A 23893-nucleotide genomic window follows, 5' to 3' on the forward strand; every position below is an offset into this window, starting at 1 on the left:
GCCTTGTACCATAGGCTCCGAACAAGGACTCGTGCGCCCTCGTCGGGGCTGGAGCTACTACAGCTCCACGACGCCGCAGGCGATGCGGCCACCGGCGTCACCGGCCGGGTCGGTCTTGTGGTCATCGGCCTTGGCGTGGACGACGATGGCCGAGCCATCCTTGTCCATGAGGCTCTTGAGCTTGAGGCCGTTGTTGGCGAAGTGCTCGAACTGGAGCTTTCCCTCCTGGCCCACGTAGAGGTTGGGCAGGTCGCCCGCGTGCTTGCCCTTGGCGGACATGATGCCGTGCTGCTTCTTGCCCGGGTTGAAGTGGCCGCCCGCGGTCTTGAACTCGGGGCCCTCGCACTTGCCCGTCTCGTGGATGTGGATGGCGTGCTCGCCCGCGGGGACGCCGTTCAGGGTGCCCCGGACCAGGAGTCCGCCGGGCGTCTGCTGGAGCGTCACCTCGCCCAGGGTCTGCCCGTTGGGATCCTTGAGGGTGGCGCGGGCGGTCTCACCCTTCTTCGCCTCCGTGGCCGGTGGCGCGGCCTGGGGCTCCTGGGCGAGCGCGGGCAGGGAGAAGGCAAGGGCGGCGGCGGTCAGCGCTGCGTACGGCTTCATACGTTCATTCCTCCGGGAAGTCGGGTGACACGAAGCGCGGGCACACTAATCACCTCGAAGCGTGCTCACAGGAGAAAGTAGGTGCTTCTGTGGAGCGGGCAACGGCAGCGCTCCGTGCCCTCACGCGCCGTCGAGTGGCACCGCGACGACCCGCGAAGCGCCGTAGACGGGCGCCCACACCTGTTGAAGCTCCGGGCCGTTGAGGAAGCGCACCAGCTCGCGGAACGCGGCGAGCGGGCCGCCGAGCCGCTGGGCCCAGGCCCGCCCTCGCGGCGAGAGGTTGGGCACCAGCGGGCCCAACGCCTCCGAGGAGGTGACGGCGCGGGTGATGTCGAGGCCCTCTTCACGGACCCGGAGCGGAACGAGCAGGGGCGCGAAGCGGGAGTGGCGGTGAGCGTGAACGCAGCCCTCCTCTTCCAGCAGCGCGGCGGAGAGCGGGAGCTCGCGCACGTTGAAGAGGAGCTTCACCGCGCCCAGGTGCGGATCATACGGCCCACGCAGCCGGTGGTCTCCGCGGGGGATGAGGCGCCGGTCCAGGTAACAGAAGGCGCGGGCCTCGGGCGGGAGAGCGCCTCGGTGGCGAGCGCCGGCGTAGCGGAAGAAGGGGCGCACGCCGGAGGCACTGACGCTCAGCTCCGGCCCCTGCTTCAGCGCGTGCAGCTTGGGAAGGTGTGCCTCGGGGATGTCATGGGCTCGGGCGAAGGCCCGCAGTCCCGATACAGGCGTCCGGACGAAGTGGCGCAGGCGTTCGAGGAGGCGCTGAGGGTCGTCATCCACGAGCAGCTCGTCGAAGCGCGTCTTCATCCCAGGCAGGCTCACGGGGACGAGCGTGGTGAGCGGCTCGCCCTCGGCTCGCCAGCGCGCGTCCAGGGCGGAGGCCTCGGTGGGAGTCGGGGAGAGCCGCCACTCGGGCGGCTCGGGAGTGAAGGTGGCGCGCTGTCCCTCCCGCTCGAAGGCCACGCGGGTCCTTCGGCCAGGCAGGGAGGTCCACACGGTGATGCAGGTGCGCACCTTGGTGTTCGCGAAGGCGCCGGAGCCAAGGTCCACGACCTCGCGAAGCCTCAACGTGCGCAACAGGGCCTGCCGCAGCGGAGCGTAGAGGAAGGCATCGAGCAGGCTGGAGGGGGTGATGAAGGCCAGCGCGCCGGGACGCTGCGAGAGTCGGTGCGCCGCGACGAGCAGGAAGAACGCGAAGTCATCGCGCAGGCTCGTCCCAGGCGGCAGGGCCAGGGGGATGAGCGCGCGCAGGCGTTCATAGGCGGAGCGGTCCTTCAACAGGGCGGAGGTGCCGTTGTACGGCGGGTTGCCCACCCACAGCTCGAGGTGATTCTCGGGGATACGAGAGAGCAGAGGGGCCAGGCCTCCCCGTAGCGCGTCCCCCACCGCCACCTGTGCGCTCGGCACGCGCTCCTGACACATTCGGGCCACTTCGGGCAGCAACTCCAGGCCACAGAGGTGGGCTCCCGGTCGCATCCGCGCCGCGGCGGCAAGAAAGGCGCCCGCTCCGCAGGCAGGGTCCACCACGGCAAGGGGCCCCTCGGGCAAGTGCGAGAGCGCGAGCCGCAGCGTGCGCTCCACCAGCGGCGCGGGCGTGTAGAAGGCGCCCAGCGCGCGCCGGTCGAGCCCAGGGAATTGGTGGACGAGCGCCTCCTCGTCGAGCACGGGCGGCGCGGGGTAGACGCGCGACATCCGCGCCCATCCTACTCCTCCGAAGAGGGGTGGCGCGGTATTTGACGCGTTGCGCGATTTTGGAGACAGAACGGTATAGCGAAACTACTGGGGATCTCTCCTCGACAATCCCCGGTCTGCTCCTCCATCAAGGGCAGGTTGGAAACGCAGTTCGACTGCCGCGGCTCCGCGGCGGGGGTGGAAAGATGCTGAGACTGTCCCGTTCCTTGCTCCCTTGGGCGCTGGCGCTGACATTGGGCGCGTGCGGCCCGAACGTTCCGTTCGATGAAGAGGCGGCTGTCACGACGCAGGAGGCGGCGCTGACGGGCCCCTGCGCGGGCAACACGTCCTTCCAGGTGGGCTCGGGCATCTACGACATCACGGGCCCGGCCGCGGAGCTGGGGATGATGGGCTATGCGATGCTCGACCAGAAGACGGCGGGCATCCACCAGCGGCTGCGGGCGCGCGCATTCGTGGTCGCCTCGCCCTGCAACGGCAAGCGCGTGGCGTTCGTGAGCGCGGATGCGGGGCAGATCTTCCAGGGCGTCAAGCAGCAGGTGGTGGAGCGGCTGAAGGCGAAGTACGGCACGCTCTACTCGGATGAGAACGTGCTGCTGAGCGCCACGCACACGCACAGCGGGCCGGGCGGCTTCTCGCACTACGCGCTCTACAACCTGACCATCCTTGGCTACGACAAGCAGAACTTCGAGGCCATCGTGGATGGCATCGTCCAGTCCATCGACCGGGCGCACACCAACCTGGCGCCGGGCTCCATCCGCATCCAGTCGGGGGACCTGCTGAACGCGAGCATCAACCGCTCGCCGGAGGCGTACCTGCGCAACCCCTCACCGGAGCGTGGGCAGCACGCCTACGACACGGACAAGAAGATGACGCTGCTGCGGCTGCAGGGCTCGGATGGGGCGGAGGTGGGCCTCATCAACTGGTTCGCCGTGCATGCCACGTCCATGGGCAACGACAACCTGCTCATCAGCGGCGACAACAAGGGCTATGCCTCGTACCTCTTCGAGAAGGCCAAGGGCACGAACTACACGGCGGCGAAGACGTTCGTGGCCGCCTTCGCCCAGAGCAACGAGGGAGACGTGACGCCCAACATCCACGGCGGCACCGACGGGGGCGGCGCCAATGACTTCGAGAGCACGGAGCTCTCCGGGCGCAAGCAGTACGACCTGGCGAAGGTCCTCTATGACGGCGCGACGCAGCTGGTGACTGGCGCGGTGGATGCCCGGCACACGTACGTGAAGATGGACGAGGTGCAGGTGGCACCGCAGTACACGGACGGCACGGCCCGCACCACGTGCGAGGCGGCCATCGGCATCTCCATGTTGGCGGGCGCCGAGGACGGGCCGGGCTTCGGCAGCGAGGGGGCCAGCTGCGAGGAGATCAAGGACATGTGGGGCGCCTTCACCTGCGCGGTGACGACCACGTCCTGTCAGGCGGAGAAGCCCGTCGTGCTGGAGATGGGCACGATGTCGCCCTATCCGTGGACGCCCGAGGTGCTGCCGCTGCAGGTGGTGACGTTGGGCAACCTGGCGGTGGTGGCGGTGCCCTTCGAGATGACGACGATGTCGGGCCGGCGGCTGCGGCAGACGGTGCTCACGCAGCTGGCTCCCATCGGCGTGAACCAGGTGGTGATCGCCGGCCTGTCCAACGCGTATGCCGGCTATCTGGTGACGCGCGAGGAGTACGCGAAGCAGGACTACGAGGGGGCCTCCACGCACTTCGGGCCGTGGACGCTGGCGGCGGTGCAGCAGGAGACGGAGAAGCTGGCGGCGGCGCTGCGCGCGGGCACGACGGTGGCGCCGGGCCCCACGCCCCGGGACCTTCGCAACGAGCAGACGACGCTGCAGACGGGCGTGGTGTTCGACGACAAGCTGCTGTGGGTGGACTTCGGCAGCGTGGTGACGAACGCGAACGCCAGCTACACGCGGGGGCAGGCGGTGACGGTGAAGTTCTGGGGAGGCCACCCGAAGAACAACCTGCGGCGGCAGGGCTCGTTCCTGCAGGTGCAGCGCAAGTCGGGCACCTCGTGGGTGACGGTGGCGCAGGACTGGGACTGGGAGACGAAGTACCGCTGGGAGCGCAACAACTGCGTGCCGACCATGGCGTGCTCGCACGTGACGATCGAGTGGAAGATCCCCTCCAATGCGACGCCGGGTACGTATCGCATCCGGCACGACGGTGACTGGAAGTCCGGCTGGGACGGGCTCATCCGCTCGTATACGGGCTATTCACGCGAGTTCACCGTCAACTAGTTGAATGCCGGGAGCCCTCATGCGTCACTAAGAGCGTATACCCCAACAAGGAAACCCCCCCCATGAGGGCTCTCGTCGTCGCTGTTGCAGTGCTGATGTCGGCCGCCGCTTCCGCGCAGTCCCCGTCCCAGGCCCAGGCGGCCCAGGCGCAGTCCCAGGATCTCAAGCGCGCTCCCCCCCCGGGGCAGCCCACGGGTCCCGTCGCCCCGCCCTCCAGCACTCCCAACTACGGCCCTGGCTACAACGGCCCCTCGGACTCATTCCGGCATGAGGGCACGCTGGTGGTGGTCGAGCGCGAGCGGATGGCGGAGCGCCTGGCCCAGATGGAGCGGCTGCTGGAGAGGGCGCTGGAACGCGCCGAACGCGGCCAGGGGCGAACCAACCTGTTGAAGCTGGGAGACGAGCTGGACGCGATGCGGGATGCGCTGAACAACGCGCCGGATGTGCGTCGCTACCAGCCGCGTCCCCAGCCGCCCCCGCCCCCGCCTGCGCCGACGCCGATGGTGCAGCCCATCACGGAGGACCAGCTCCAGAAGCTCACGAAGTCCATCAACCGCGAGTCCTTCGGGGACGGGAAGCTGCGGGTGCTCGAGTCGGCGGCGAGCCAGCAGTACTTCCTGGTGCCCCAGGTGCTGAAGCTGCTCCAGCGCTTCACCTTCTCGGGAGACCGGATGCAGGCGATGCGGGTGCTCTGGCCGCGCGTGCTGGACCGCGAGAACGCCTACCAGCTCTACGGGGCCTTCAGCTTCCCCAGCGAGAAGGAAGAGCTGCGGAAGATCATCGGTAACTGATGAACCCAGGCAGTCTCGCCCCTTCCCGTGCAAGCAAGCGCGGGAGGGGGCGTTCTTTTTACGGCGGCTCAGAGGAACAGGGGGGACCCTCGGTGTAGCCTTGAGGCCATGTCGCAAGGCTCCGAAGAAGGCTTCTCAGAACTCTCGCAGTACCAGCTCGACCGCGGTTCGATGCGGCTGCTGCCCGAGCCCTTCTGCCGTCGCCACTTCGTGGTGGTGCTGGGCAAGGTCGACCCGGCGGCGCGCCATGCACCCGTGACGGTGGGCATGCTCAACCCGGATGTGCCCCATGTCCTGACGCAGATCAGCGACTTGCTGGAGCGACCCCTCCACGCGGTGCGGCTCAACCGCTATGAGATCGAGTCCGCCCTGGAGACGGGCTTCGGCGTCGGGCCGCGCGTCACGGCGGATCTCGTCATCCGGCCCCGCCCGCCCTCGCGTACCAAGCCCACGGCGGTCGAGATGCTCGACTACATCCTCTCCATCGCCGTGGAGAAGAAGGCCTCGGACATCCACATCGAGAGCTACCCCGCGGACGTGGACCTGCGCCTGCGCATCGACGGCATCCTCCACCAGCTCTATACGGACATGAGCCCGGAGACGGTCCACGAGGTCGTCAACCGCATCAAGGTGCTCGCCCAGATGGACATCACCGAGCGCCGCAAGCCCCACGATGGGCGCATCCGGGCGGTCATCGAGCTCGGCGAGAGCCAGCGCAAGGTCATCGACTACCGCGTGAGCGTGGTGCCCAGCCCGGCGGGTGAGGACGTCGTCATCCGCATCCTCGACGCGAACGCTGGCCTCGTCCCGGTGACCCAGCTCGGGATGAGCCAGGACATGCATCGCACCTTCCTGCAGTTGCTCGCCAACCCCGAGGGACTGGTGCTCGTCACGGGGCCCACCGGGAGCGGGAAGACCACCACGCTCTACTCGGCACTGGCCCAGCTCACCGATGGGCGCAAGAAGATCATCACCGCCGAGGACCCCATCGAGTACTTCGTCCCCAAGATCAACCAGAAGCAGGTCAGCGAGCACATGCCGTACCCCGTGCTGCTGCGGGCGCTGATGCGCCAGGACCCGAACGTGCTGCTGATGGGCGAGGTCCGCGACCTGGAGACGGGCAGCACCGCCATCAACGCCGCTCGCACCGGCCACATCGTGCTGGGCACGCTCCACACCGCGGACGCCGTGGGCACCATCGGCCGCCTGCGGGGCCTGGAGCTGGATGACACGGACATCGCGGACGCGCTGCTGGCTGTCCTGGCCCAGCGGCTCGCGCGCCGCGTCTGCGAGAAGTGCTCGGAGCCGAGAGAGCCCACCGAGGAGCAGCGGGCGCTGTTCGGCCGACTCCTGGACGGCATTCAGCTCCGGGCGGGTCGCGGCTGCGACCACTGCCACCACACGGGATACCGCAAGCGCGTCGGCATCTTCGAGATGCTCGTGGTGGATCCGGGGATGCAGGATCTCATCGTCGCCGGCGCCCACAACGCACAGCTGCGCAAGTACGCCCGCGAGAAGGGCTTCAAGACCATGGTCGATGACGCGCTGGAGAAGATCGCCTCCGGCCAGACCTCGCTGGACGAGCTCGTGCGCGTGGTGCCCTACCGGCACATCATCGCCACCCGCGACGAGCGACAGGGAAAGTGAGCAGGGAGCTCACGAGCGCAGGAACAGCATCGCCACCACCAGGATGACCGCCAGGACGGCGAGGCTGGTGAGGATGACCTTCGTCCAGGAGACGGGCTTCTCTCCGAGGACGCAGCTTGCGTCCTGTCCGTGGACCACGACGCGGTACAGCTTCGAGCCGTAGCGGTAGGCGAGCACGTAGGCGGGCAGCGCGTAGTTCGTCGTGTTCAGGCCCGACAACACTGGCGACACGTGCAGGTTGCGGTGGCGGCGGCCCGGCAGCTCCGTCTGGGAGATGCGCTCTCGGGCCGTCTTCTCCACGGCGGCCAGGATCTGCTTCCGGGCGCCCGAGCGCGTCAGGTCGAAGAGCTCCACCTGCGCGCCCTCGGGCCCCTGAGGCGCGGAGGTGGCCTGGGCGATGTCATAGGACGGCGCGAGTCGGTCCGTCTCCTTCTCCGTCAGCCCTCGGGAGGCGGAGACCAGGATGTGGTGCAGCACGAGTTGGGCCATTCCCGCGTGGGGGGCCCAGGCACTGCGGTGGGCGCCCGCGTCGGTGTCCGCCGTCCAGCTCACCTCGACCCGCGCGCTGAACTCCCAGCCCGGCCACCACAGCGGCTTGAGCGAGTCCAGCGCGGCGCGGCTGGCCAGGTCCGAGGGCCGGAAGAAGCCGCTGTTGCCCAGGAAGGCCGATAGCGCCTGCCGCGCTTGCTCCGGGTTCACCGCGAAGGGGACGAAGTGCTCCGCTTGATCGATCGGGTCCTCCTGCGTCTCGAGGTGCATCTCCGAGGCGCAGTAGGCGCACCGCGGCGCCTGGGCCTCCACCGAGTACGCGATGGCCGCCCCGCAGGTGTTACAGCGGATGAGTCGGGCGCGCTCTCGCTCCGCCAGCGCTCGGGAATCGCGGGGCGTGGGGAGCGCGCAGACGGGGCAGCGGAGGTCCTCGGCCTCCAAGGCGCTGTGGCACCGCTCGCACTGGGATTCGACGGCCAGCATCGCGGTCCCCTCACTTCGACGAGAACAGCAGGTACAGCCCGCCCGCCACCAGCAGGGCCAGCAGCACCGCCAGGGCCACCTTCACCCAGGACACGGGCACCCGGCCATACACCTTCCCGGTCTGCCCGTTGACCAGGAAGCGCAGTGGCGGCTTCTGGAGATCGTGCCGCAGGGCCATCACCCACACCGGAAGCAGGCACACCACCAGGGCTTCGTTGTGGAATCGCGTCGAGAACGAGAGCTCGCGGTGCGAGTCTCCCGGCATGAAGGCGGCCAGCCGCTTCTTCACGTAGGCCGTCACCTCGTCGCGCGCCTGCTCCATGCACTGCTCCTGTGCGAGCGAGGGCTCCTCGGTGATCCATCCGGCCACGAGCGCATCGTGGTAGCGCCGCAGCCCGCGGAGATCGAACGGCTCGATGTGCTCCAGCTCGTCGTTGGGCAGGCCCGAGGAGGCGGTGACGATGACATCCGGCACGTACTCCGTGTGACGGCCCCGCAGTGGGCGCCACTCGGTCTTGGTGACCTGTCGCGTCTTGGTGACGGTCCGGCCGTTCTCGGTGGTCGTGTACGTCTCCGTCTCCGTGTAGTTCTCGCCGATGGAGGCGCTGAAGTCGGACTCAGCCAGCGCGCTGTAGAGCCACGCAGGCACGTAGATGCCGCGCAGCTCCTCGACCGAGGCGTTGCGCACGCTGGAGGGAGCCCAGAAGCTGCGCCGCAGCAGGTTCTGCCGCGCCAGCTCCTTCGCCTTCGCCGGGGTCTGCACGAAGCCCAGCGCGAACGTGGGCGGAGGTCGGTCCCGGCTCGGAGGTCGCTCCACCACCGAGGGCGCGGCGCAATAGGGGCACGTCGTGGTGCGCAGCGTCTCCGCCACCACGAGCTGCGCGCCACAGGACTGGCAGGAGAGGTTCACTCCGAGACCTCCTCGCCCGATCCACCCGTCGAGCTTCGACATGAACCAGACAGCAGGATGCGCTGCCCGTTCTGGTCCGCCCACGGGTGCGAGGCGTCGAAGAACTCATTGAGGGGCATGGCCGTGAGGTACCTCCGCGGCGGTAGGGAGCACCGGAGGGCCGCATCTTAGGGAACTCGAAGGCGTGGGGGCGAGGGTACCTCGTGGGGAAGCGTTGCCGGCCAGACGCGCAGTGCGTCCCCGCGTTACGCTCCATTCTCTTGGGCGCGAGGGCTCACGCCTCCCGGCAGAGCCGGTCCGCGCGCTTGAGCAGGGTGGGCAGGCGGGAAGGGCCATGCATGCGTTGGATGCACGCGGCGGCTGCCTGCACGTCCATGCCCACGGCGGTGACGAGCAGGGCCCGCTGGCTGGCGCCGCGCAGCACGGGCAAGGAGACGCGGCTGGATTGGAACGTCGTCTTCGCCACGCCGATGACAGGCACGCTCTGCCCGAGCGCCTCGTACAGGTGGGCGCCCAGCCCGGGCCTTTCCTCGCCTCCGAGCCACACGTAGCCGTCGATGACCACGGTCACCAGCGGCGCGGGCGCGAGGGCCAGCACCCGCAGCAGCGCGGGCAGCTCCCGGCGGTAGAACTCGCCGGGGACATAGGCCTCCGCTGGAGGCCCCCGGTCGATGAAGTGCGCCGCCTCGGCCGCGTCACCCCAGTCCTGGAAGAGGACACACGCGGCCACCGTGGCGTCGGGGCGGTAGTCCACGTCGACACTGGCGAGCATGGCGGAGCTCAGGCGGCGGTCGCGGCGAAGCGCTCGAGCGCCTCACCCGTCATGCGGCACAGCTTCCACTCGGGTGAAAGCGCCGCGCCCAGGGACTCGTAGAACTGGATGGCTGGCGTGTTCCAGTCGAGCACCATCCACTCGAAGCGCCCGCAGCCCCGATCGACGGCGAGCCGTGCCAGCCGCGCCAGCAGCGCCTTGCCGTGTCCCTTTCCGCGCTGCTCGGGCAGGACGAAGAGGTCCTCCAGGTACAGGCTCGGCCGGCCCAGGAAGGTCGAGTAGCTGTGGAAGAAGAGCGCGTAGCCCACCACCTGGCCCGCGTCCTCGGCCAGCAGCACCTCCGCGTAGGGGCGGGGGCCGAAGAGGTGCTCGCGCAGTTGTGTCTCGGTGACGACGACCTGGTGCGAGAGCTTCTCGTAGTCGGCCAGGGCGCGGATGAGCTGGAGGATGGCGGGGACGTCGTGAGCGGTGGCGAGGCGGATCATGCGCGCGATGCTAGCGCCTGGCCGCCGGAAGCGCGTGCCCTGGATGTGTCCGCCGCGTATCGTGCATGCCCTCGCGAGATGCGAAGGAGGATATGGGCATGGAGACGGGCAAGTCGGAGTTCGGTCCCCCGGCGGCGGAGGAGATGTCGGTGGTGGCGGACATCCTCTCCCAGTCGTTCGCCACGTCGGCCCAGGAGAGCGCCGCGGCGCTGGAGAAGTCGGGACCGGCGAACCTTCGAGTGTTGCGCGAGGCGGGCGAGGTGGTGGGCACGGCGTTCCCCATCCCCATGGGCCAGTGGTACGGCGGGCGTCGGGTCGCCATGGCGGGCGTTGGCGGAGTCGGGGTGGCTCCGAGTGCTCGCGGGCGGGGCACGGCCACCCGGCTCATGCAGCAGGTGCTGCAGGAGTTGCGAGGCAAGGGCTTTCCCCTCTCCGTGCTCTATCCGTCCACCCAGGCGCTCTACCGGCGCGTGGGCTACGAGCAGGCCGGGAGCCGGTTCGAGCTCCGCGTGCAGGTCCAGGGGCTGGATTTCACGGAGCGGACCCTCTCGCTGCGGCCGGTGAAGGCCTCCGATCAGGCGGCCCTCCAAGAGGTCTACCGCCGCCATGCCTCGTCGCGGCCGGGCTACCTCGATCGGGGCCCCTACAGTTGGGAGCGCATGAGCAACCCCCGAGGCGAGACAGCGCACGGGTTCCTCGTCGAAGGGGCTAGCGGCGTGGAGGGCTACGTCTACGTCGTGCGTCGCCGCCAACAGGGCTTCATGCAGGAGCTCTTCCTTACGGACTTCGTCGCGCTCACCCCTGCCGCGGCCCGGCGGCTGTTGAGCTTCTTGGGAGACCACCGCTCGCTGGCCACCGAGGTGGCGTGGACGGGCAGTTCGGCTGACCCGCTGCTCTTCCTCCTCCGGGAGCAGCGCTACCAGGCCAAGCTGCTGTTCCACTGGATGCTGCGCGTGCTGGACGTCCCCGCTGCCCTCGAGGCTCGGGGCTACCCGGCGGGGCTCTCCGGCGCGCTCCACCTGGAGGTGGAGGACGAGCTGTTCCCCGAGAACCGTGGGCGCTTCCTCCTCGAGGTGGAGGGAGGCCAGGGCCGAGTCCGGCGGGGCGGGGAAGGGCGGGTGAAGCTGGACATCCGCACGCTCGCGCCGCTCTACACGGGCTTCCTGTCCCCGGAGGCGCTCCGGTTGGCGGGGGCGCTGATGACGGATGACGCCTCCATGCCCGTGGCCGCGGCGATGTTCTCCGGGGCTCCGCCGTCCATGGCGGACATGTTCTGACGGTGCCCACACGCGCCGGGTGGTGGCGGTGGCGCGCGAACGCTGGTAGGCGTGGAGCCTTCGACGAGGAGCAAGGTCATGCGGGCGTTCGTCACCGGTGGTTCCGGATTCGTGGGCAAGCGGCTCATCGCGGCGCTTCGGGAGAAGGGGCACGCGGTGCGCGCCCTGGGGCGCTCCGTGGCGGCCCGCGGCGAGGTGGGCCAGCTCGGGGCCGAGCCCTGGGAGGGAGACCTCTCGAACGTGGAGGCGCTCAAGCAAGGCATGGACGGCTGCGAGCTCGTCTTCCACTCCGCGGCGTTGGTGAAGCCCTGGGGCGCGCGGGCCGAGTTCTTCGAGGCCAACGTGCGCGGCACGGAGAACGTGCTGGAGGCGGCGCGGGCGGCGGGCGTCAAGCGGCTGGTCCATGTCAGCACCGAGGCCGTGCTCGTGGACGGTACGCCGACGGCCAACATGGATGAGACGCGGCCCCTGCCGAGCAAACCCATTGGCCATTACTCGTCCACCAAGAACGCGGCGGAGCGGCTGGTGCTCTCGGTCAACTCGCCCGAGCTGACCACGGTCGTCGTGCGCCCTCGCTTCATCTGGGGCAAGGGGGACAATGCCGTCCTGCCCGCGATCATCGAGGCGGTGAAGTCCGGCAGGTTCCGCTGGGTGGACGGCGGTCACTACAAGACGTCTACCTGCCACGTGGTCAACTGCGTGGAGGGGATGCTGCTCGCGGCGGAGAAGGGCCAGGGAGGACAGGCGTATTTCCTCACCGACGGCGAGCCGGTCGACTTCCGCGAGTTCATCACCGCGCTGCTGAAGACGCAGGGGGTGGACCCGGGCCGCAAGACGATTCCCCGAGGGCTCGCCATGGGGGTGGCCACGGTGTCCGAGGCCCTCTGGAGCTTCCTGTCGCTGTCGAGTCCTCCGCCTCTCACCCGCTCGGAGCTGCTGCTGGTGGGCTGGGAAGTGACCGTGAACGACGAGAAGGCGCGGCGGGAGCTGGGCTACAAGGAGCGGGTCACCCGGCAGGAGGGGCTGCGCGAGCTGGAGCAGGCGAAGGCCTGAGCAGAAGCCCCGGCCCGTAGTAGCGTGAGCCACTCCAGCCCGGAGGTCCGTGTCATGCGCAGGTTCGAGTTCGTCGAGGGCTCCAGCTCCAAGTTCTGGATTCCGGAGCTGGAGGGCAGCACCTTCATCGTGACGTACGGGCGGATTGGCACCGCGGGGCAGCGCAAGGAGAAGGCCTTCCCCGACGAGGAGAGCGCGCGGCGCGAGTACGAGCGCAAGGTCGCCGAGAAGGTGCGCGAGGGCTACAAGGAGGTGAGCGCCGAGGGCGAGGCGCCCGCTCCCGCGCCGGAGAAAAAGGAGAAGGCGCCACCGCCCAAGGCGGAGCTGCCCCGGCGGGTGCGCCCGGCAAAGCCCACGGCGGAGCAGGTGACGGCGGCCGCGCAGGCGCTCTCGGCGCTGGAGGGGCGACTCGGCAAGCGGAGCTGGCAGGTGCGCGTGCAGGCACGGCGGGCGCGGCGGGTGCTCCGGAGCCTTGGAGGCATCGACCCCGCAGCGCATGCCTCGCTGGGCCCGGCGTTCGACGCGTTGATGGCGCGGGTGGTGGCGCCCAAGGGCGAGGAGCGGCTGCCGCTGCGGCTTGCGATGATGCTGCTGGCGGAGCTGGATGTGGCGGCGTTCGTCCGGGCCACGCAGCTGTGGAAGCGCGCTCCGGCGGGAGCTCCGGCCTCCGCGAGCGCCGTGGCGTTGGCGAGCGAGGTGGAGGCGCTGGGCGAGCCGGAGCTGGCGCTGCGCGTGGGAGTGCTCCTGGCCGAGCGCCCCGAGCTCCGCGGAGGCTCCGAGCCGGGCTGGCAGCGGCGGTGGAGCTTGCTCAAGCCCCACCTGGAGGCGCACTTCCAGCAGAAGGGCGGAACGCTCGAGGCGCACCTGCGCACCTTGGAGAAGGGGGGAGACCCCCACCTCGCGCAGCGTGCCTCCCGGATGGGGGCATGAGGCCCAGGAGCCCGGCTGGCCGAGCCCCGGGCCCGAGCTACTCCGCCTCTTCCTTCTTCTCGGCGCCCAGTCGATCAATCTCCTCGGCGGGGTAGGACTTCGCGGCCTCCAGGTAGCGCGAGGCCTGGATGCGGCGGCGATCCTTCTTGCTGATCGACTCCGGAATGACGAGCGTGGGGTCCGCGCCGGAGGGGGCCTCCACGGTCAGCCCATCGCAGAAGAGCCACCGCTTCTTGCCGTCGCTCTCCTGGCGGGCGAAGTACAGGTCGCCGCTGCCCACGGCCGTGCCCGCCTTGCAGAAGTCCTGCTTCGCGGTGGCCTCGCGCTTGGCCGAGTCCTCCTTCCACTTCTGCTCGGCGATGCGCGCGTCCGCGGCGGCAAGCACCTCGGGGGCCGCGTCCAGCCGGGCCTTGGCGCTGGTGAGCACCTCCTCGCCCTTCTTGGTGAGGTCCGGGAACGGCGGCTTGCGCTGGAAGTCGCATGCGCGCAGCCCCGCGATGTTCTTGCGGTGGGCGTCCACCACGGGCCCCAGCGACTGGGAACCCTCGCGCAGCAGCTCCACCTGCTCGGCCGTCGCCTCGGGCTGGGTGGCGGCCTCCGTGCCGGAGACGAACTCTTCCAGCAGCGTGTTGATCTTCGTCAGCTCATCGGAGAGCCGACGGGGATCCACGCCACAGATCGAGCCGCGTACCAGGCCATAGTCCCGGTACTCGATCTTGGTTCCGCCCAGGGTGTAGCTCTTCGAGGGAGGGGGCTTCTTTGCCCCGCACGCCATCAGGGTCAGGCACAAGGCCGCGAGAAGGATGCGAAGTGTACTCATGAGTCGTCTGAGCCTCCGACGTGACATTGCCGTGACAGGGGCGCAACGTCCAGGTGAGTTGAAGGTCCGGCCTTTTGTGGACTGGCCGTCGCGGGGGAGGAATATCACGATGCGTAAGAGCTATGTCGTCCGGATGGGAGAGACGGCAAGATCGGCTCTTCCGAGGAGCCCTTGAGGTCCTCCCGCGAGGCGCGCGTCACACCATGAACTCCAGGGCACTGATCATCATTGGCCTCATCGCGGCGGTAGGAGGAGTCCTCTACCTGTCGCGAGATAGCGGTGATGCGGGCAGGGCGGTGAGCGGGCAGGAGCGCGGGCCGAGCAAGCCCGTGAAGTACCCGGAGGTGACGGAGATCTCCTTCCTCTACAGCACGGAGAAGGAGGCGTGGATCGAGGAGGCGGCGATTGCGTTCCAGAAGGAGAACCCCTCCATCCAGGTGCGCCTGATGGGGCAGGGCTCGCTGGATGCGGCCCAGGCCATCCTGGATGGGCGGGAGAAGCCCACGGTCTGGAGCCCGGCGGACAGCGCGGTGCTGAAGTTGCTGGAGTCGGACTGGGCGACGGAGCCCTCGCGCGGGCCGCTGTTCGCGCGGGAGGGAGAGGACGCACCGCGTCCGCTGGTGATGACACCGCTGGTGTTCGTGGTGTGGGAGGACCGGGCCCGGGTGCTGCTGAAGGCCAACGAGGGCAAGTCCATCTCCTGGAAGGTGATCCACAAGGCGGTGGCGAGTGACCAGGGCTGGCCAGCGATTGGGGGCCAGGCGGACTGGGGCTTCGTGAAGCTGGGGCACACGGACCCAACGCGCTCGAACTCGGGGCTGCAGGCGATGCTGCTGGCCACGCTGGAGTACTACAACAAGCGCACGGGGCTGACGGTGGGGGACCTGTTGGATCCGAAGTACCAGGAGTGGATCCGGCAGTTGGAGAAGGGCGTCACGAGGCTCGAGGCGTCATCGGGCACGTTCATGACGGACATGATCCGGTTCGGGCCCGCGAAGTACGACATCGCGGTGGTGTACGAGAACCTGGCGATCTCGAGGATCGCGAATGCGCAGGAGCGGTGGGGGAACCTGAAGGTGTACTACCCGCCGGTCACGCTCTGGAGCGACCACCCGGCGGCGGTGCTACAGGGGGAGTGGGTGACGCCGCAGCAGAAGGCGGCGGCGCGGCAATGGCTGGCGTACCTGCGGAGCCAGAAGGTGCAGGAGCGAGCGTTGGCGTTCGGCTTCCGGCCGGCGGATTCGGCGGTACACATCAAGACGCAGGATGCCTCGAACCCATTCACGCGGCTGGCGGAGCACGGAATCCAGGTGGACGTGCCCCCAGCGGCGGAGGTGCCGGAGGGGGCGGTGGTTCGCAACCTGCTGACGATGTGGTCGCGCGTGGTGGGCAACCGCTGAGGCGGAACCCCCAGGGTTCAAATCTGTCCGTCCCACCCGTGGTCGTTGCGCCGGAACGCGTCGCGGATGTGATTGACGAGCTCCGGCGCCAATTGGCCGTGCTCCAGGGCGCGCACGTTGCGCATCAGGTTCTCCACCTTCGTGGTGCCCACGATGCAGGTGGCCACGCCGGGGACGAAGGCTGCGAAGCGCAGCGCCAATTCGCTCCAGTCCAGGCCTCGCGGATCCAGCGCCATCTGGCGCATCCGGTCCCAGTAGAGCGCTACGTCCTGTGCTCCCGGGCGCTCCGAGAACCGCCACGGTGCATTCCCCAGGGGCCGCTTGGCGATGACCCCCACGCCGCGCTCCCGCGCGCGTGCGATTCCCCAGTCGATGGCGCGCTGGTCGAACAGGTTTACAGACACCTGGATCGAACCGAACCTGCCCATGTCCAGCGCGTGCGCCAGCGCGTGGTTGTCCCCGGAGTACGCCGCCACGCGCACCTTGCCCTGCTCCACGGCCCGCGTGAGCGCGTCCACGACGCCGGGCCGCTCCAGGACATCGACGGGGCACGAGTGGAAGTGCATCACGTCGATGACGTCCGTGCGCATCCGACGCAGCGCCAGCTCGATGCCCTGGGTGATGCACGGGCCCGTCCAGTCCTCCACGCCCGGCACGCCGTAGCCACACTTGGTGGAGAGCACGAACTCCCCGCGGCGCCCCTGCAGGTGCCGTCCGATGCGCTCCTCGGAGGCCCCATAGCTGGGCGCGGTGTCGATGAGGTTGATCCCCGCATCCAAGACGCCGTGGAGCAGCGCCCCAGCCTCATCCTCGGACAGCGTCGCGTCCCCCACGGGCCCTGCCCCAAATCCAAGAACCGAGACCTGTAGGCCGGTGTTTCCCAGGGGACGGCGCTCCATCACGTTCCTCCACGCGCGGCCAGATCGATGAAGCCGCGAATCCAGATGAGATTGACTGCGTGGCAGGAAGCTAGCGGAGTGCGCGTGGTGGTCTCCAGCGCGGCGGCATAGGGCACGCCCTTGCGCAGGAAGTAGTCGGTCACGCTGCCGTCATGGGACTCGATGAGCCCATCGCCGTCCGTGTGGTTGTTCTCGTCCACCTTCTGGTTGCGGATGACGGAGACGTGGGCCGAGGCCGCCTCCATCATCGGCCGGTACGCTGCCTTGTCCCCGAACGTGTACGCGTACGTGGCGGGAGTCCCCAGGTAGTTGTCCTGGTGGATGTCGAGCGCGGCCGCGGGAGGCGGGAAGCGGTCGATGTCCGCCCGCACGGCGCGCGTCTCCTTGGGCCCCCCGTCATAGAGCGTCCACCGCAGGAAGGACTCGCCGCGACTCAGCTCTCCCTTCCAGGTGCCGGGCGACACCTCGTAGCGGAGGAAGTCGTTGTTCGGGCGCTCGCCGCTGCGGTTGTAGCGGGTGCCTACCTCGAAGCCGGAAGGATTGATGCACGGGTAGACGCGCAGCCCCACGTCTCTCGCCCGGGCGTAGGCCACCACTTCCGCGAAGCTCTCCGCCAGCGTGAGGGGCCCGGCGGGCTCCTCTCCATGGAAACCGGAGGTGATGACGAGCCACCGCGAGCCGGGGACCGTCAGCCGGAAGAGGGGATATTCCTTCCCCGCCTCCAGCACGCGGCCGTACTCGGCCACCTCCGCGAGAGCGCCATGGGACAGGATGCGGCGAGCGTAGTCCGTGTAATCCACGGCTCGAACATAGTGAGAGGCCCCCCCTCTGCCTATCTGCTCTCACCTCCGCCGTTCAGTGCGGCACTTCGGGCTGGTCCTCGGGCCCAGGGGTACCGGGCCCCCTCTCGGAGGGAGAGGGGACTTGCCGGGCCGACGCAGTGTTTACTTGATGCCCATCTTCTCGCGGTACTCGGTGGACAGCTCCTTGCGCTGGGCCGGAGTCAGGGTGCGATGCACCTCCAGCGCGGCATCCGTTACCTTGTGGGCAAACGCGCGGATCTCGTCGATGCGAGTGTCCACCAGGGCGTGCAGCCGCTGCGCGTCCGGGGCATCCGACTCGAGCTGCGTCAGTACCTCCATGCGCGTGGCCTGGTGCTCCTCCGCCAGGCGCTTGCCGTCCTCGAACAGCCGGTCCTTCACGGCATGGACGGACTTCTTCTGCGCGTCGGTGGCGTCCAGGTCATCCAGCTTGTCGTCCAGCTTCCAGGTGACCATCTGCTTGATGCGCTCGGGGTCCCGGTTCCAGCCGCCGCCGCGGAAGCCGCTGAGCAGGACGACGGCGAGGACGGCGGAAGCGGCGATGGCGATCTTCTTCTTCATGGCGTGTTCTCCTGTGGGAGCCCCGGAGAGGGCCCGAGGTGTTGCTTCGCCTCAGTGGCGACGGTGCAGAAGATGCCCCCCGGGCATTGCGAGCGCTTTGGCGCTTCGTAAAGAAGTGTGAAGCGTCCCCGCCTACCGGGCTCCGAGCCCCGTCGGACGCTCCCGGGCGAGCTGTTCCCTCAGGCGGGCCACCACGTCCGGGTGCTCGGCGGCCACCTCGCGCGTCTCCGCCGGGTCGGCGATGACGTCGTACAGCTCCACCTTCACCCCCTGGGGAGTCGGCAGCTCCAGCAGCTTCCAGCGCCCGAGGTACAGCCCTCGGTGCTTGGCGGCGTCCACCGTCTTCTCCCACTCCGGCTTCAGGGCGATGTCTCCCGAGGGCTCCACCGTCGCCGTCTCGTAGACCCACGGATAGGGGATGCGTACCTGCTGGTACTGCTGGCCGTCTCGGTCGGAGAACCAGAAGTCCGTCTCGATGAGGGCGGGAGCCTCCGGCAGCTCGGGGACCTGCGCACCCGGCGCGACGAGCGGCGCGAGCGAGCGGCCCTGGAACGTCTCGGGCGCGGGTACTTCCAGCAGCTCGAGCAACGTGGGGGCCACATCGAGAGAGCGGGCGCGCAGTTCCACCGTGCGCCCCTCGGCCACTCGGCCCGGCAGACGTAGCGCGAAAGGAATCCGGAGCGCGGCGTTCCCCCACAGGTGCTCGCCATGTCCCAGCCCTCGGCCCTCGTCGGCGAGGTGCTCCCCATGGTCGGACAGCAGCACCACCAGCGTGGAGTCCGCCAGGCCTTTGCGTTCCAGCTCCGCCAGCAGCTCGCCCACCAGCGTGTCGAAGGCGAGCACCCCCGCGTCATAGTTGCCGACGAGCGCGGCGATGTCCTCGGGCGTGGGAGGCGTGGTGCCCGGAGGCACCTCCATCTGCGGCGTGGCGCCGAACCGCCACGGGCCGCGATAGCCCTCGGCGACGAAGCGGCCCTCATGAGGGTGGGGCGCGGCATAGGGAAAGTGCGTCGTGGAGGCGAAGACGAGCAGCGCGAAGGGCGCGTCCTCTCGAAAGTCCCCAAGGACACGCCGGGCCGCGTGGCGCAGGGGCGCGGGATCGGTCAACTCGGGCAACTGGCCGCGCTCGGGAAACAGCCCCGGGGCGAGCGCTGTCCACGGCAGCAGGGCCACATGGGTGACGAGCATCCGTTGACGGATGAGGTCCGGAAAGTTGAAGGCGGGGGCCTCCACGTGTTGGAAGCCGAAGCGGAAGCGGGAGAACAGGTCCCCCGCGTAGTCGGACACCACCGCCGTCTGCCAGCCTGCCGCACCCAAGGCGCTCGCGAGCGTGACGAAGGGCGTCTGGCGCACCTCGTGCCCCACCAGCGTGTGCCGTAACGGATGCTGCCCCACCCACTGCGAGGTGAGGATCGTCGCCCACGAGGGCGCGGTGCGCGGCATCTGCACCAGCGTCTCGCGGAAGCGGGTGCCCTCGCGCATCAGCCGATCGATGTTCGGAGACGTCGGCCGGTCATACCCGTTGCCCGAGAGGTGGTCTGGTCGGAGCCCATCCGCGGCGAGGATGAGGAGGTTGGGCCGCCCGGGACGTGACGACGCGGGCGCCTGCGCCCAGGCCTCCCAGCCCAGCCACCCGAGTCCCAGCAACACGGCCAGCGAGCCAGGCACATGCCCCCAGCGAGCCGGGCCCCGGAGCCCTCGTACCAGGAGCGCCAGTGGCACCAGCACCACGGGCGTGAGCGCCACCGCGCGCCAGAGCAGGGGAGAAGCGCCACTCATCGCGAGCAGCAGCGATTGAGTCCACCCCGCGCGCTCGTACAACGTGGCCGCGTACAGGTGCGGATGGTGTGCCAGGTCCGCCAGCACCAGGGGCACCTCCACCGCGAGGCACGCGAGCGCGCTCCCCCAGAAGAGGGCCCGGCGGCTGACGCCCACCGCCCACAGCCCGGCGCCCAGCCACGCTCCCAGTGCGAGCCCCATCACCGTGTACGCCAGGATGAGTCGTCCCACCTGTCCCAGCACCACGCCCCGGAACTCGCTCCACACCCACTCCTCCAGCAGGCGGCTCGCGTTGCCCTGGTAGCCGAGCTTCATGTTGAGGACAGCGCACAGTGTGTAGAGCGCCAGGAACACCAGCAGGCCCGCCCGGCAACCGAGCAGGAGGGCACGTCCCAACGAGACAGGCACGGTCGGCTTTCGCGAATAGCGGGAGTTCAAGTGGAAATGACGCCGAATCAACGGGAAGGAGGCATTCTTTCGAGCGCCAGCCGACCCTGGAAGTTACCTCTTCCAGCTCCAACGGTGGCATGGCACAAATCGTGCCGGAGGCCGACTTCTTGGCCTGGGCGCCTCCTCAGGTCGTACTAGCGGCCCGCTGTCTGGGGTCCTATCGTTCGCTCGCCTCTTCGCTCGCAGGACGTCACTACCGCCATGTCTTTTACCCATCTCCACCTGCACACCCTCTACTCCCTCCTGGATGGCGCCATCCGGATGAAGGACCTCATCAAGACGGTGAAAGAGAAGGGGATGTCGAGCGTGGCCGTGACGGACCACGGCAACATGTTCGCCACCATCGACTTCTACAAGAAGGCGAAGGACGCGGGAATCAAGCCCATCGTCGGCATGGAGGCCTACGTCGCCGGCACCAAGGGTCGCGAGGACCGCACCGAGAAGGTGGCCCACCACCTCATCCTCGTGGCCCAGAACGCCGAGGGCTACGCCAACCTGCGCTACCTGGCCTCCATGGCGTACATGGAAGGCTTCTACTACCACCCGCGCATCGACAAGAAGATGCTGGCCGAGCACAGCAAGGGCCTCTTCGCGCTCACCGCGTGCCTGGGCGGTGAAGTCACCAGCGCGTGCTTCCGCGGGGACATGGACCACGCCCGCAAGGCGGCGCTCGAGTACAAGAACATCTTCGAGCCGGGCCACTTCTTCCTCGAGGTGCAGTCCAACGGGATGCCCGAGCAGGACAAGGCCAACGAGAACCTCAAGCAGCTGAGCCGGGACCTCGACATCCCGCTGTGCGCCACGGCGGACGCGCACTACATCAAGCGCGAGGATGCGCGGGCGCACGAGCTGCTCATGTGCATCGCCAGCGGAAAGACGCTGGCGGATGGCAAGCGCATGAAGCACTCCACGGACAAGCTCTACGTCACCAGCCCCGAGGAGATGCTGGAGTTCTTCAAGGACATCCCCGAGGCCGTCCACAACACCCAGCGCATCGCCGAGCAGTGCAACCTGGAGCTCAAGCTGGGCAAGCCCATGCTGCCCACCTTCAAGGTGCCCGACAGCCACACGCCGGACAGCTTCATGGCGGAGCTGGCCTTCGAGGGGCTGCACCAGCGCTTCAAGGAGCTGCACGCGGCCAAGGTCTCCTACCCCATCGATCCGGACCAGTACCGCGCCCGCCTCAACCTGGAGCTGGGCGTCATCCAGAAGATGGGCTTCAGCGGCTACTTCCTCATCGTCCAGGACTTCATCAACTGGGCGAAGAAGAACAACATCCCCGTGGGGCCGGGCCGTGGCTCGGGCGCGGGCTCGCTGGTGGCGTACGCGCTGCGCATCACCGACCTGGATCCGCTCCCGTACAACCTGCTCTTCGAGCGCTTCCTCAACCCCGAGCGCGTGTCGATGCCGGACTTCGATATCGACTTCTGCCAGGACCGGCGCGACGAGGTCATTCAGTACGTCTCGCACAAGTACGGCGAGAAGAACGTCGGGCAGATCATCACCTTCGGCAGCTTGAAGGCCAAGAGCGTGCTGCGCGACGTGTGCCGCGTCTTCGCGCTGCCCTTCAGCGAGGGGGACCGCATCGCCAAGCTGGTGCCCGAGGTGCTCAACATCACCCTGAAGGAGGCCATCGAGCAGGAGCCTCGCCTCAAGGAGATGATCGAGAAGCCCACCAACATCGGCGAGGTGGAAGGCAAGCCAGTCACCACCAAGGACGTGTTGGAGATCGCCCTGGCGCTGGAGGGCCTGCACCGCCAGCCCGGCATGCACGCCGCCGGCGTCGTCATCGCCGACAAGCCGCTGTGGGAGTTCGTCCCCGTCTACCAGCCGCCCGGTGAGAAGACGCTCATCACCCAGTTCGCCAAGGACGAGGTGGAGGCCGCGGGCCTGGTGAAGTTCGACTTCCTCGGGCTCAAGACGCTCACGGTGATCCAGAACGCGCTGGATCTCATCAACCGCAACCACCCCAAGGAGAAGCCGCTCGAGCGCAACGACATCCCCCTGCATGACGAGAAGATGTGGGCGCTGATGGCCCAGGGCGACACGGCGGGCGTGTTCCAGATGGAGTCGAGCGGCTTCACCGAAATGGTGATGAAGCTCAAGCCGACGTGCTTCGAGGACGTCATCGCCGCCGGCGCGCTCTACCGCCCGGGTCCGCTCGACTCGGGCATGGTGGACGTCTTCATCAACCGCAAGCACGGCCGCGAGCCGGTGGTGTACCCGCACCCGGCGCTGGAGCCGGTGCTCAAGGACACCTACGGCGTCATCGTCTACCAGGAACAGGTGATGCAGATCTCCCAGGTGCTGGGAGGCTACACCCTGGGTCGCGCGGACCTGCTGCGCCGCGCGATGGGCAAGAAGAAGGCCGAGGTGATGCAGGCCGAGCGCGCCGGCTTCCTCGAGGGTTGCAAGAAGGGCAACGTCGACCTGAAGGTGGCCGGCGAGATCTTCGACCTGATGGAGAAGTTCGCCGAGTACGGCTTCAACAAGAGCCACTCGGCCGCCTACGGCCTCATCACCATCCACACGGCGTGGCTCAAGGCCCACTACCCGGTGGAGTTCATGGCCGCCCTTCTCACCAGCGAGAAGGACAACACCGACAAGGTGGTGCGGCACATCGGCGAGGCGCGCGAGTCGGGCCTCCAGGTGCTGCCGCCGGACGTGAACCTGTCGGACATGGCCTTCGGCGCGGTGGAGGGGAAGATCCGCTTCGGCCTGGGCGCCATCAAGGGCGTGGGCGAGGGCGCCATCGAGGCCATCGTCGAGGCGCGCAAGGAAGGGCCCTTCAAGAGCCTGTTCGACTTCTGCGAGCGCGTGGACAGCCGGCGCGTCAACCGCAAGGTGCTGGAGGCGCTGGTGAAGGCTGGCGCGTTCGACTTCGAGAAGCGCCCGCGCCGCCAGCTCTTCGAGACGATTGAGAAGGCGATGAACCGCGGCTCGTCCAGCCAGAAGGACAAGGCGGCCGGGCAGAGTTCGCTGTTCGGCATGCTGGCGGGGCCGGCCACGAGTGGCGGCGGGGCCGGCGCGCTCAAGGACGAGTACGTGCAGGTGGAGGAGTGGCCGGAGAAGGAGCGGCTGTCCTTCGAGAAGGAGGCCATCGGCTTCTACGTGTCGGGCCACCCGCTGCACCAGTACGAGAAGGAGCTCAAGCGCTACGCCCGGCCGGTGACGGCGGTGCAGCGCGCGCGGCGGGACGAGAAGATCAGCGTGGGCGGCATCATCGCGGCCCTGCGCGAGCGGCCGACGAAGACGGGCAAGCGCATGGCGTGGGTGACGCTGGAGGACCTGTCGGGCTCCATCGAGCTGGTGTGCTTCCCGGGCAAGGAGGGTGGCCGCTCGGTGATGGGCAAGGACGGCAAGTGGACCAAGGGCGGGCCCAAGCCGGGCTACGAGCACTGGGAGACGCTGCTGAAGGGGGATGACCCCATCCTGGTGACGGGCTCGGTGCAGATCAGCCAGCGCGACGAGGACACGCCCACCGCCGAGCTCATCGTCGAGGACATCCAGAGCCTGAAGGCGGTGCGCGAGAAGCGCACCAAGCGGCTGGAGCTGCGCCTGCCGGCGGACCTGGTCACCGAGGAGCGGCTGACGAAGCTGTCGGCCATCGCCAAGCAGTACGCGGGTGCCACGCCGGTGGCGGTGAGCGTGCTGTTCCCCAATGAGGCCGAGGCGCTCATCGGGGGCACTGGGCTCAAGGTGCAGGTGAGCGACGAGCTGCTGCTCGCCGTGGACAAACTCTTCGGGATGAAGGTGGTGGAGCTGGGGTAGTGGCCCCAGCCCGA

Annotated in this window: 20 protein-coding genes; 8 read left to right on the plus strand and 12 right to left on the minus strand. The window is 68.7% G+C overall.

Going from position 1 to position 23893, the window contains the following annotated elements; translation table 11 throughout:
- Positions 1 to 57: 57 nt before the first annotated feature.
- Positions 58 to 600, minus strand: coding sequence for a superoxide dismutase family protein (locus SYV04_RS18240; RefSeq protein ID WP_321547095.1), 543 nt, complete (start codon positions 598 to 600; stop codon positions 58 to 60).
- Positions 601 to 720: 120 nt separating this feature from the next.
- Positions 721 to 2289 carry an N-6 DNA methylase gene (locus tag SYV04_RS18245; RefSeq protein ID WP_321547096.1) on the minus strand — a complete coding sequence of 523 codons (1569 nt, stop codon included), beginning with the start codon at positions 2287 to 2289 and terminating at the stop codon, positions 721 to 723.
- Positions 2290 to 2474: 185 nt separating this feature from the next.
- Here SYV04_RS18245 and SYV04_RS18250 point away from each other — a divergent pair, with 185 nt between their 5' ends.
- The 3 genes from SYV04_RS18250 (at position 2475) to SYV04_RS18260 (ending at position 6979) form a co-directional block, all read left to right on the plus strand.
- The gene (locus tag SYV04_RS18250; protein WP_321547097.1) at positions 2475 to 4541 is read left to right on the plus strand and encodes a neutral/alkaline ceramidase; all 2067 of its coding nucleotides are present in this window, start codon (positions 2475 to 2477) and stop codon (positions 4539 to 4541) included.
- Between the two features lie 62 nt (positions 4542 to 4603).
- Positions 4604 to 5332, plus strand: coding sequence for a DUF4476 domain-containing protein (locus tag SYV04_RS18255; protein WP_321547098.1), 729 nt, complete (start codon positions 4604 to 4606; stop codon positions 5330 to 5332).
- 108 nt (positions 5333 to 5440) lie between these two features.
- Entirely contained in the window at positions 5441 to 6979 is a 1539-nt protein-coding gene (locus SYV04_RS18260) for a GspE/PulE family protein (RefSeq protein WP_321547099.1), read from the plus strand.
- Positions 6980 to 6988: 9 nt separating this feature from the next.
- Here the strand turns inward: SYV04_RS18260 and SYV04_RS18265 are convergent, their stop codons facing one another.
- From SYV04_RS18265 to SYV04_RS18285, 5 genes are all read right to left on the minus strand, one after another.
- Positions 6989 to 7951, minus strand: a complete 963-nt coding sequence (locus SYV04_RS18265) for a zinc ribbon domain-containing protein (protein WP_321547100.1) — start codon at positions 7949 to 7951, stop codon at positions 6989 to 6991.
- A 10-nt stretch (positions 7952 to 7961) separates the two neighbouring features.
- Positions 7962 to 8861, minus strand: a complete 900-nt coding sequence (locus SYV04_RS18270; RefSeq protein ID WP_321547101.1) for a TFIIB-type zinc ribbon-containing protein — start codon at positions 8859 to 8861, stop codon at positions 7962 to 7964.
- A complete protein-coding gene (locus SYV04_RS18275; protein WP_321547102.1) occupies positions 8858 to 8980 on the minus strand; it encodes a hypothetical protein in 123 nt (40 codons plus the stop codon). The genes SYV04_RS18270 and SYV04_RS18275 overlap by 4 nt, the downstream gene beginning before the upstream one ends.
- A gap of 155 nt (positions 8981 to 9135) precedes the next feature.
- Positions 9136 to 9633, minus strand: coding sequence for an endonuclease V (locus tag SYV04_RS18280; RefSeq protein WP_321547103.1), 498 nt, complete (start codon positions 9631 to 9633; stop codon positions 9136 to 9138).
- Positions 9634 to 9641: 8 nt separating this feature from the next.
- Positions 9642 to 10118, minus strand: a complete 477-nt coding sequence (locus SYV04_RS18285) for a GNAT family N-acetyltransferase (protein ID WP_321547104.1) — start codon at positions 10116 to 10118, stop codon at positions 9642 to 9644.
- A gap of 98 nt (positions 10119 to 10216) precedes the next feature.
- Between SYV04_RS18285 and SYV04_RS18290 the strand changes: the two genes are divergently transcribed.
- The 3 genes from SYV04_RS18290 to SYV04_RS18300 all read left to right on the plus strand — a co-directional run bounded on the left by SYV04_RS18290 (position 10217) and on the right by SYV04_RS18300 (position 13378).
- A complete protein-coding gene (locus SYV04_RS18290; protein WP_321547105.1) occupies positions 10217 to 11395 on the plus strand; it encodes a GNAT family N-acetyltransferase in 1179 nt (392 codons plus the stop codon).
- Positions 11396 to 11473: 78 nt separating this feature from the next.
- Positions 11474 to 12448 (plus strand): NAD-dependent epimerase/dehydratase family protein, encoded by a 975-nt coding sequence (locus SYV04_RS18295; RefSeq protein WP_321547106.1) that lies wholly within the window; start codon positions 11474 to 11476, stop codon positions 12446 to 12448.
- A gap of 54 nt (positions 12449 to 12502) precedes the next feature.
- Entirely contained in the window at positions 12503 to 13378 is an 876-nt protein-coding gene (locus SYV04_RS18300; protein WP_321547107.1) for a WGR domain-containing protein, read from the plus strand.
- A gap of 37 nt (positions 13379 to 13415) precedes the next feature.
- Here SYV04_RS18300 and SYV04_RS18305 read toward each other — a convergent pair whose 3' ends face one another.
- Positions 13416 to 14198: a hypothetical protein gene (locus SYV04_RS18305; protein ID WP_321547108.1), complete on the minus strand. Its 783-nt coding sequence runs from the start codon at positions 14196 to 14198 to the stop codon at positions 13416 to 13418.
- 203 nt (positions 14199 to 14401) lie between these two features.
- Between SYV04_RS18305 and SYV04_RS18310 the strand changes: the two genes are divergently transcribed.
- The gene (locus SYV04_RS18310; protein ID WP_321547109.1) at positions 14402 to 15598 is read left to right on the plus strand and encodes a substrate-binding domain-containing protein; all 1197 of its coding nucleotides are present in this window, start codon (positions 14402 to 14404) and stop codon (positions 15596 to 15598) included.
- Positions 15599 to 15615: 17 nt separating this feature from the next.
- Here SYV04_RS18310 and SYV04_RS18315 read toward each other — a convergent pair whose 3' ends face one another.
- The 4 genes from SYV04_RS18315 to SYV04_RS18330 form a co-directional block, all read right to left on the minus strand.
- On the minus strand, positions 15616 to 16497 hold the full coding sequence (locus SYV04_RS18315; RefSeq protein ID WP_321547110.1) for an aldo/keto reductase: 882 nt from the start codon (positions 16495 to 16497) through the stop codon (positions 15616 to 15618).
- Entirely contained in the window at positions 16497 to 17297 is an 801-nt protein-coding gene (locus tag SYV04_RS18320; RefSeq protein ID WP_321547111.1) for a M14 family metallopeptidase, read from the minus strand. The genes SYV04_RS18315 and SYV04_RS18320 overlap by 1 nt, the downstream gene beginning before the upstream one ends.
- Before the next feature lie 144 nt (positions 17298 to 17441).
- Complete coding sequence (locus SYV04_RS18325; protein ID WP_321547112.1) at positions 17442 to 17879, minus strand: Spy/CpxP family protein refolding chaperone; 438 nt, start codon at positions 17877 to 17879, stop codon at positions 17442 to 17444.
- Between the two features lie 132 nt (positions 17880 to 18011).
- Entirely contained in the window at positions 18012 to 20066 is a 2055-nt protein-coding gene (locus SYV04_RS18330; protein ID WP_321547113.1) for a sulfatase family protein, read from the minus strand.
- A gap of 243 nt (positions 20067 to 20309) precedes the next feature.
- Between SYV04_RS18330 and dnaE the strand changes: the two genes are divergently transcribed.
- Complete coding sequence (gene dnaE / locus SYV04_RS18335) at positions 20310 to 23879, plus strand: DNA polymerase III subunit alpha (protein ID WP_321547114.1); 3570 nt, start codon at positions 20310 to 20312, stop codon at positions 23877 to 23879.
- The last annotated feature ends 14 nt before the right edge of the window (positions 23880 to 23893 follow it).

Source organism: Hyalangium ruber (genome assembly GCF_034259325.1).
GTDB lineage: Bacteria > Myxococcota > Myxococcia > Myxococcales > Myxococcaceae > Hyalangium_A > Hyalangium_A rubrum.

Excerpts from the sequence above, each read along its gene's own strand:
- SYV04_RS18240 (WP_321547095.1), bottom strand. The coding sequence starts at position 600 with ATGAAGCCGTACGCAGCGCTGACCGCCGCCGCCCTTGCCTTCTCCCTG.
- SYV04_RS18245 (WP_321547096.1), bottom strand. The coding sequence starts at position 2,289 with ATGTCGCGCGTCTACCCCGCGCCGCCCGTGCTCGACGAGGAGGCGCTC.
- SYV04_RS18250 (WP_321547097.1), top strand. The coding sequence starts at position 2,475 with ATGCTGAGACTGTCCCGTTCCTTGCTCCCTTGGGCGCTGGCGCTGACA.
- SYV04_RS18255 (WP_321547098.1), top strand. The coding sequence starts at position 4,604 with ATGAGGGCTCTCGTCGTCGCTGTTGCAGTGCTGATGTCGGCCGCCGCT.
- SYV04_RS18260 (WP_321547099.1), top strand. The coding sequence starts at position 5,441 with ATGTCGCAAGGCTCCGAAGAAGGCTTCTCAGAACTCTCGCAGTACCAG.
- SYV04_RS18265 (WP_321547100.1), bottom strand. The coding sequence starts at position 7,951 with ATGCTGGCCGTCGAATCCCAGTGCGAGCGGTGCCACAGCGCCTTGGAG.
- SYV04_RS18275 (WP_321547102.1), bottom strand. The coding sequence starts at position 8,980 with ATGCCCCTCAATGAGTTCTTCGACGCCTCGCACCCGTGGGCGGACCAG.
- SYV04_RS18280 (WP_321547103.1), bottom strand. The coding sequence starts at position 9,633 with ATGCTCGCCAGTGTCGACGTGGACTACCGCCCCGACGCCACGGTGGCC.
- SYV04_RS18285 (WP_321547104.1), bottom strand. The coding sequence starts at position 10,118 with ATGATCCGCCTCGCCACCGCTCACGACGTCCCCGCCATCCTCCAGCTC.
- SYV04_RS18290 (WP_321547105.1), top strand. The coding sequence starts at position 10,217 with ATGGAGACGGGCAAGTCGGAGTTCGGTCCCCCGGCGGCGGAGGAGATG.
- SYV04_RS18295 (WP_321547106.1), top strand. The coding sequence starts at position 11,474 with ATGCGGGCGTTCGTCACCGGTGGTTCCGGATTCGTGGGCAAGCGGCTC.
- SYV04_RS18300 (WP_321547107.1), top strand. The coding sequence starts at position 12,503 with ATGCGCAGGTTCGAGTTCGTCGAGGGCTCCAGCTCCAAGTTCTGGATT.
- SYV04_RS18305 (WP_321547108.1), bottom strand. The coding sequence starts at position 14,198 with ATGAGTACACTTCGCATCCTTCTCGCGGCCTTGTGCCTGACCCTGATG.
- SYV04_RS18310 (WP_321547109.1), top strand. The coding sequence starts at position 14,402 with ATGAACTCCAGGGCACTGATCATCATTGGCCTCATCGCGGCGGTAGGA.
- SYV04_RS18315 (WP_321547110.1), bottom strand. The coding sequence starts at position 16,497 with ATGGAGCGCCGTCCCCTGGGAAACACCGGCCTACAGGTCTCGGTTCTT.
- SYV04_RS18325 (WP_321547112.1), bottom strand. The coding sequence starts at position 17,879 with ATGAAGAAGAAGATCGCCATCGCCGCTTCCGCCGTCCTCGCCGTCGTC.
- dnaE (WP_321547114.1), top strand. The coding sequence starts at position 20,310 with ATGTCTTTTACCCATCTCCACCTGCACACCCTCTACTCCCTCCTGGAT.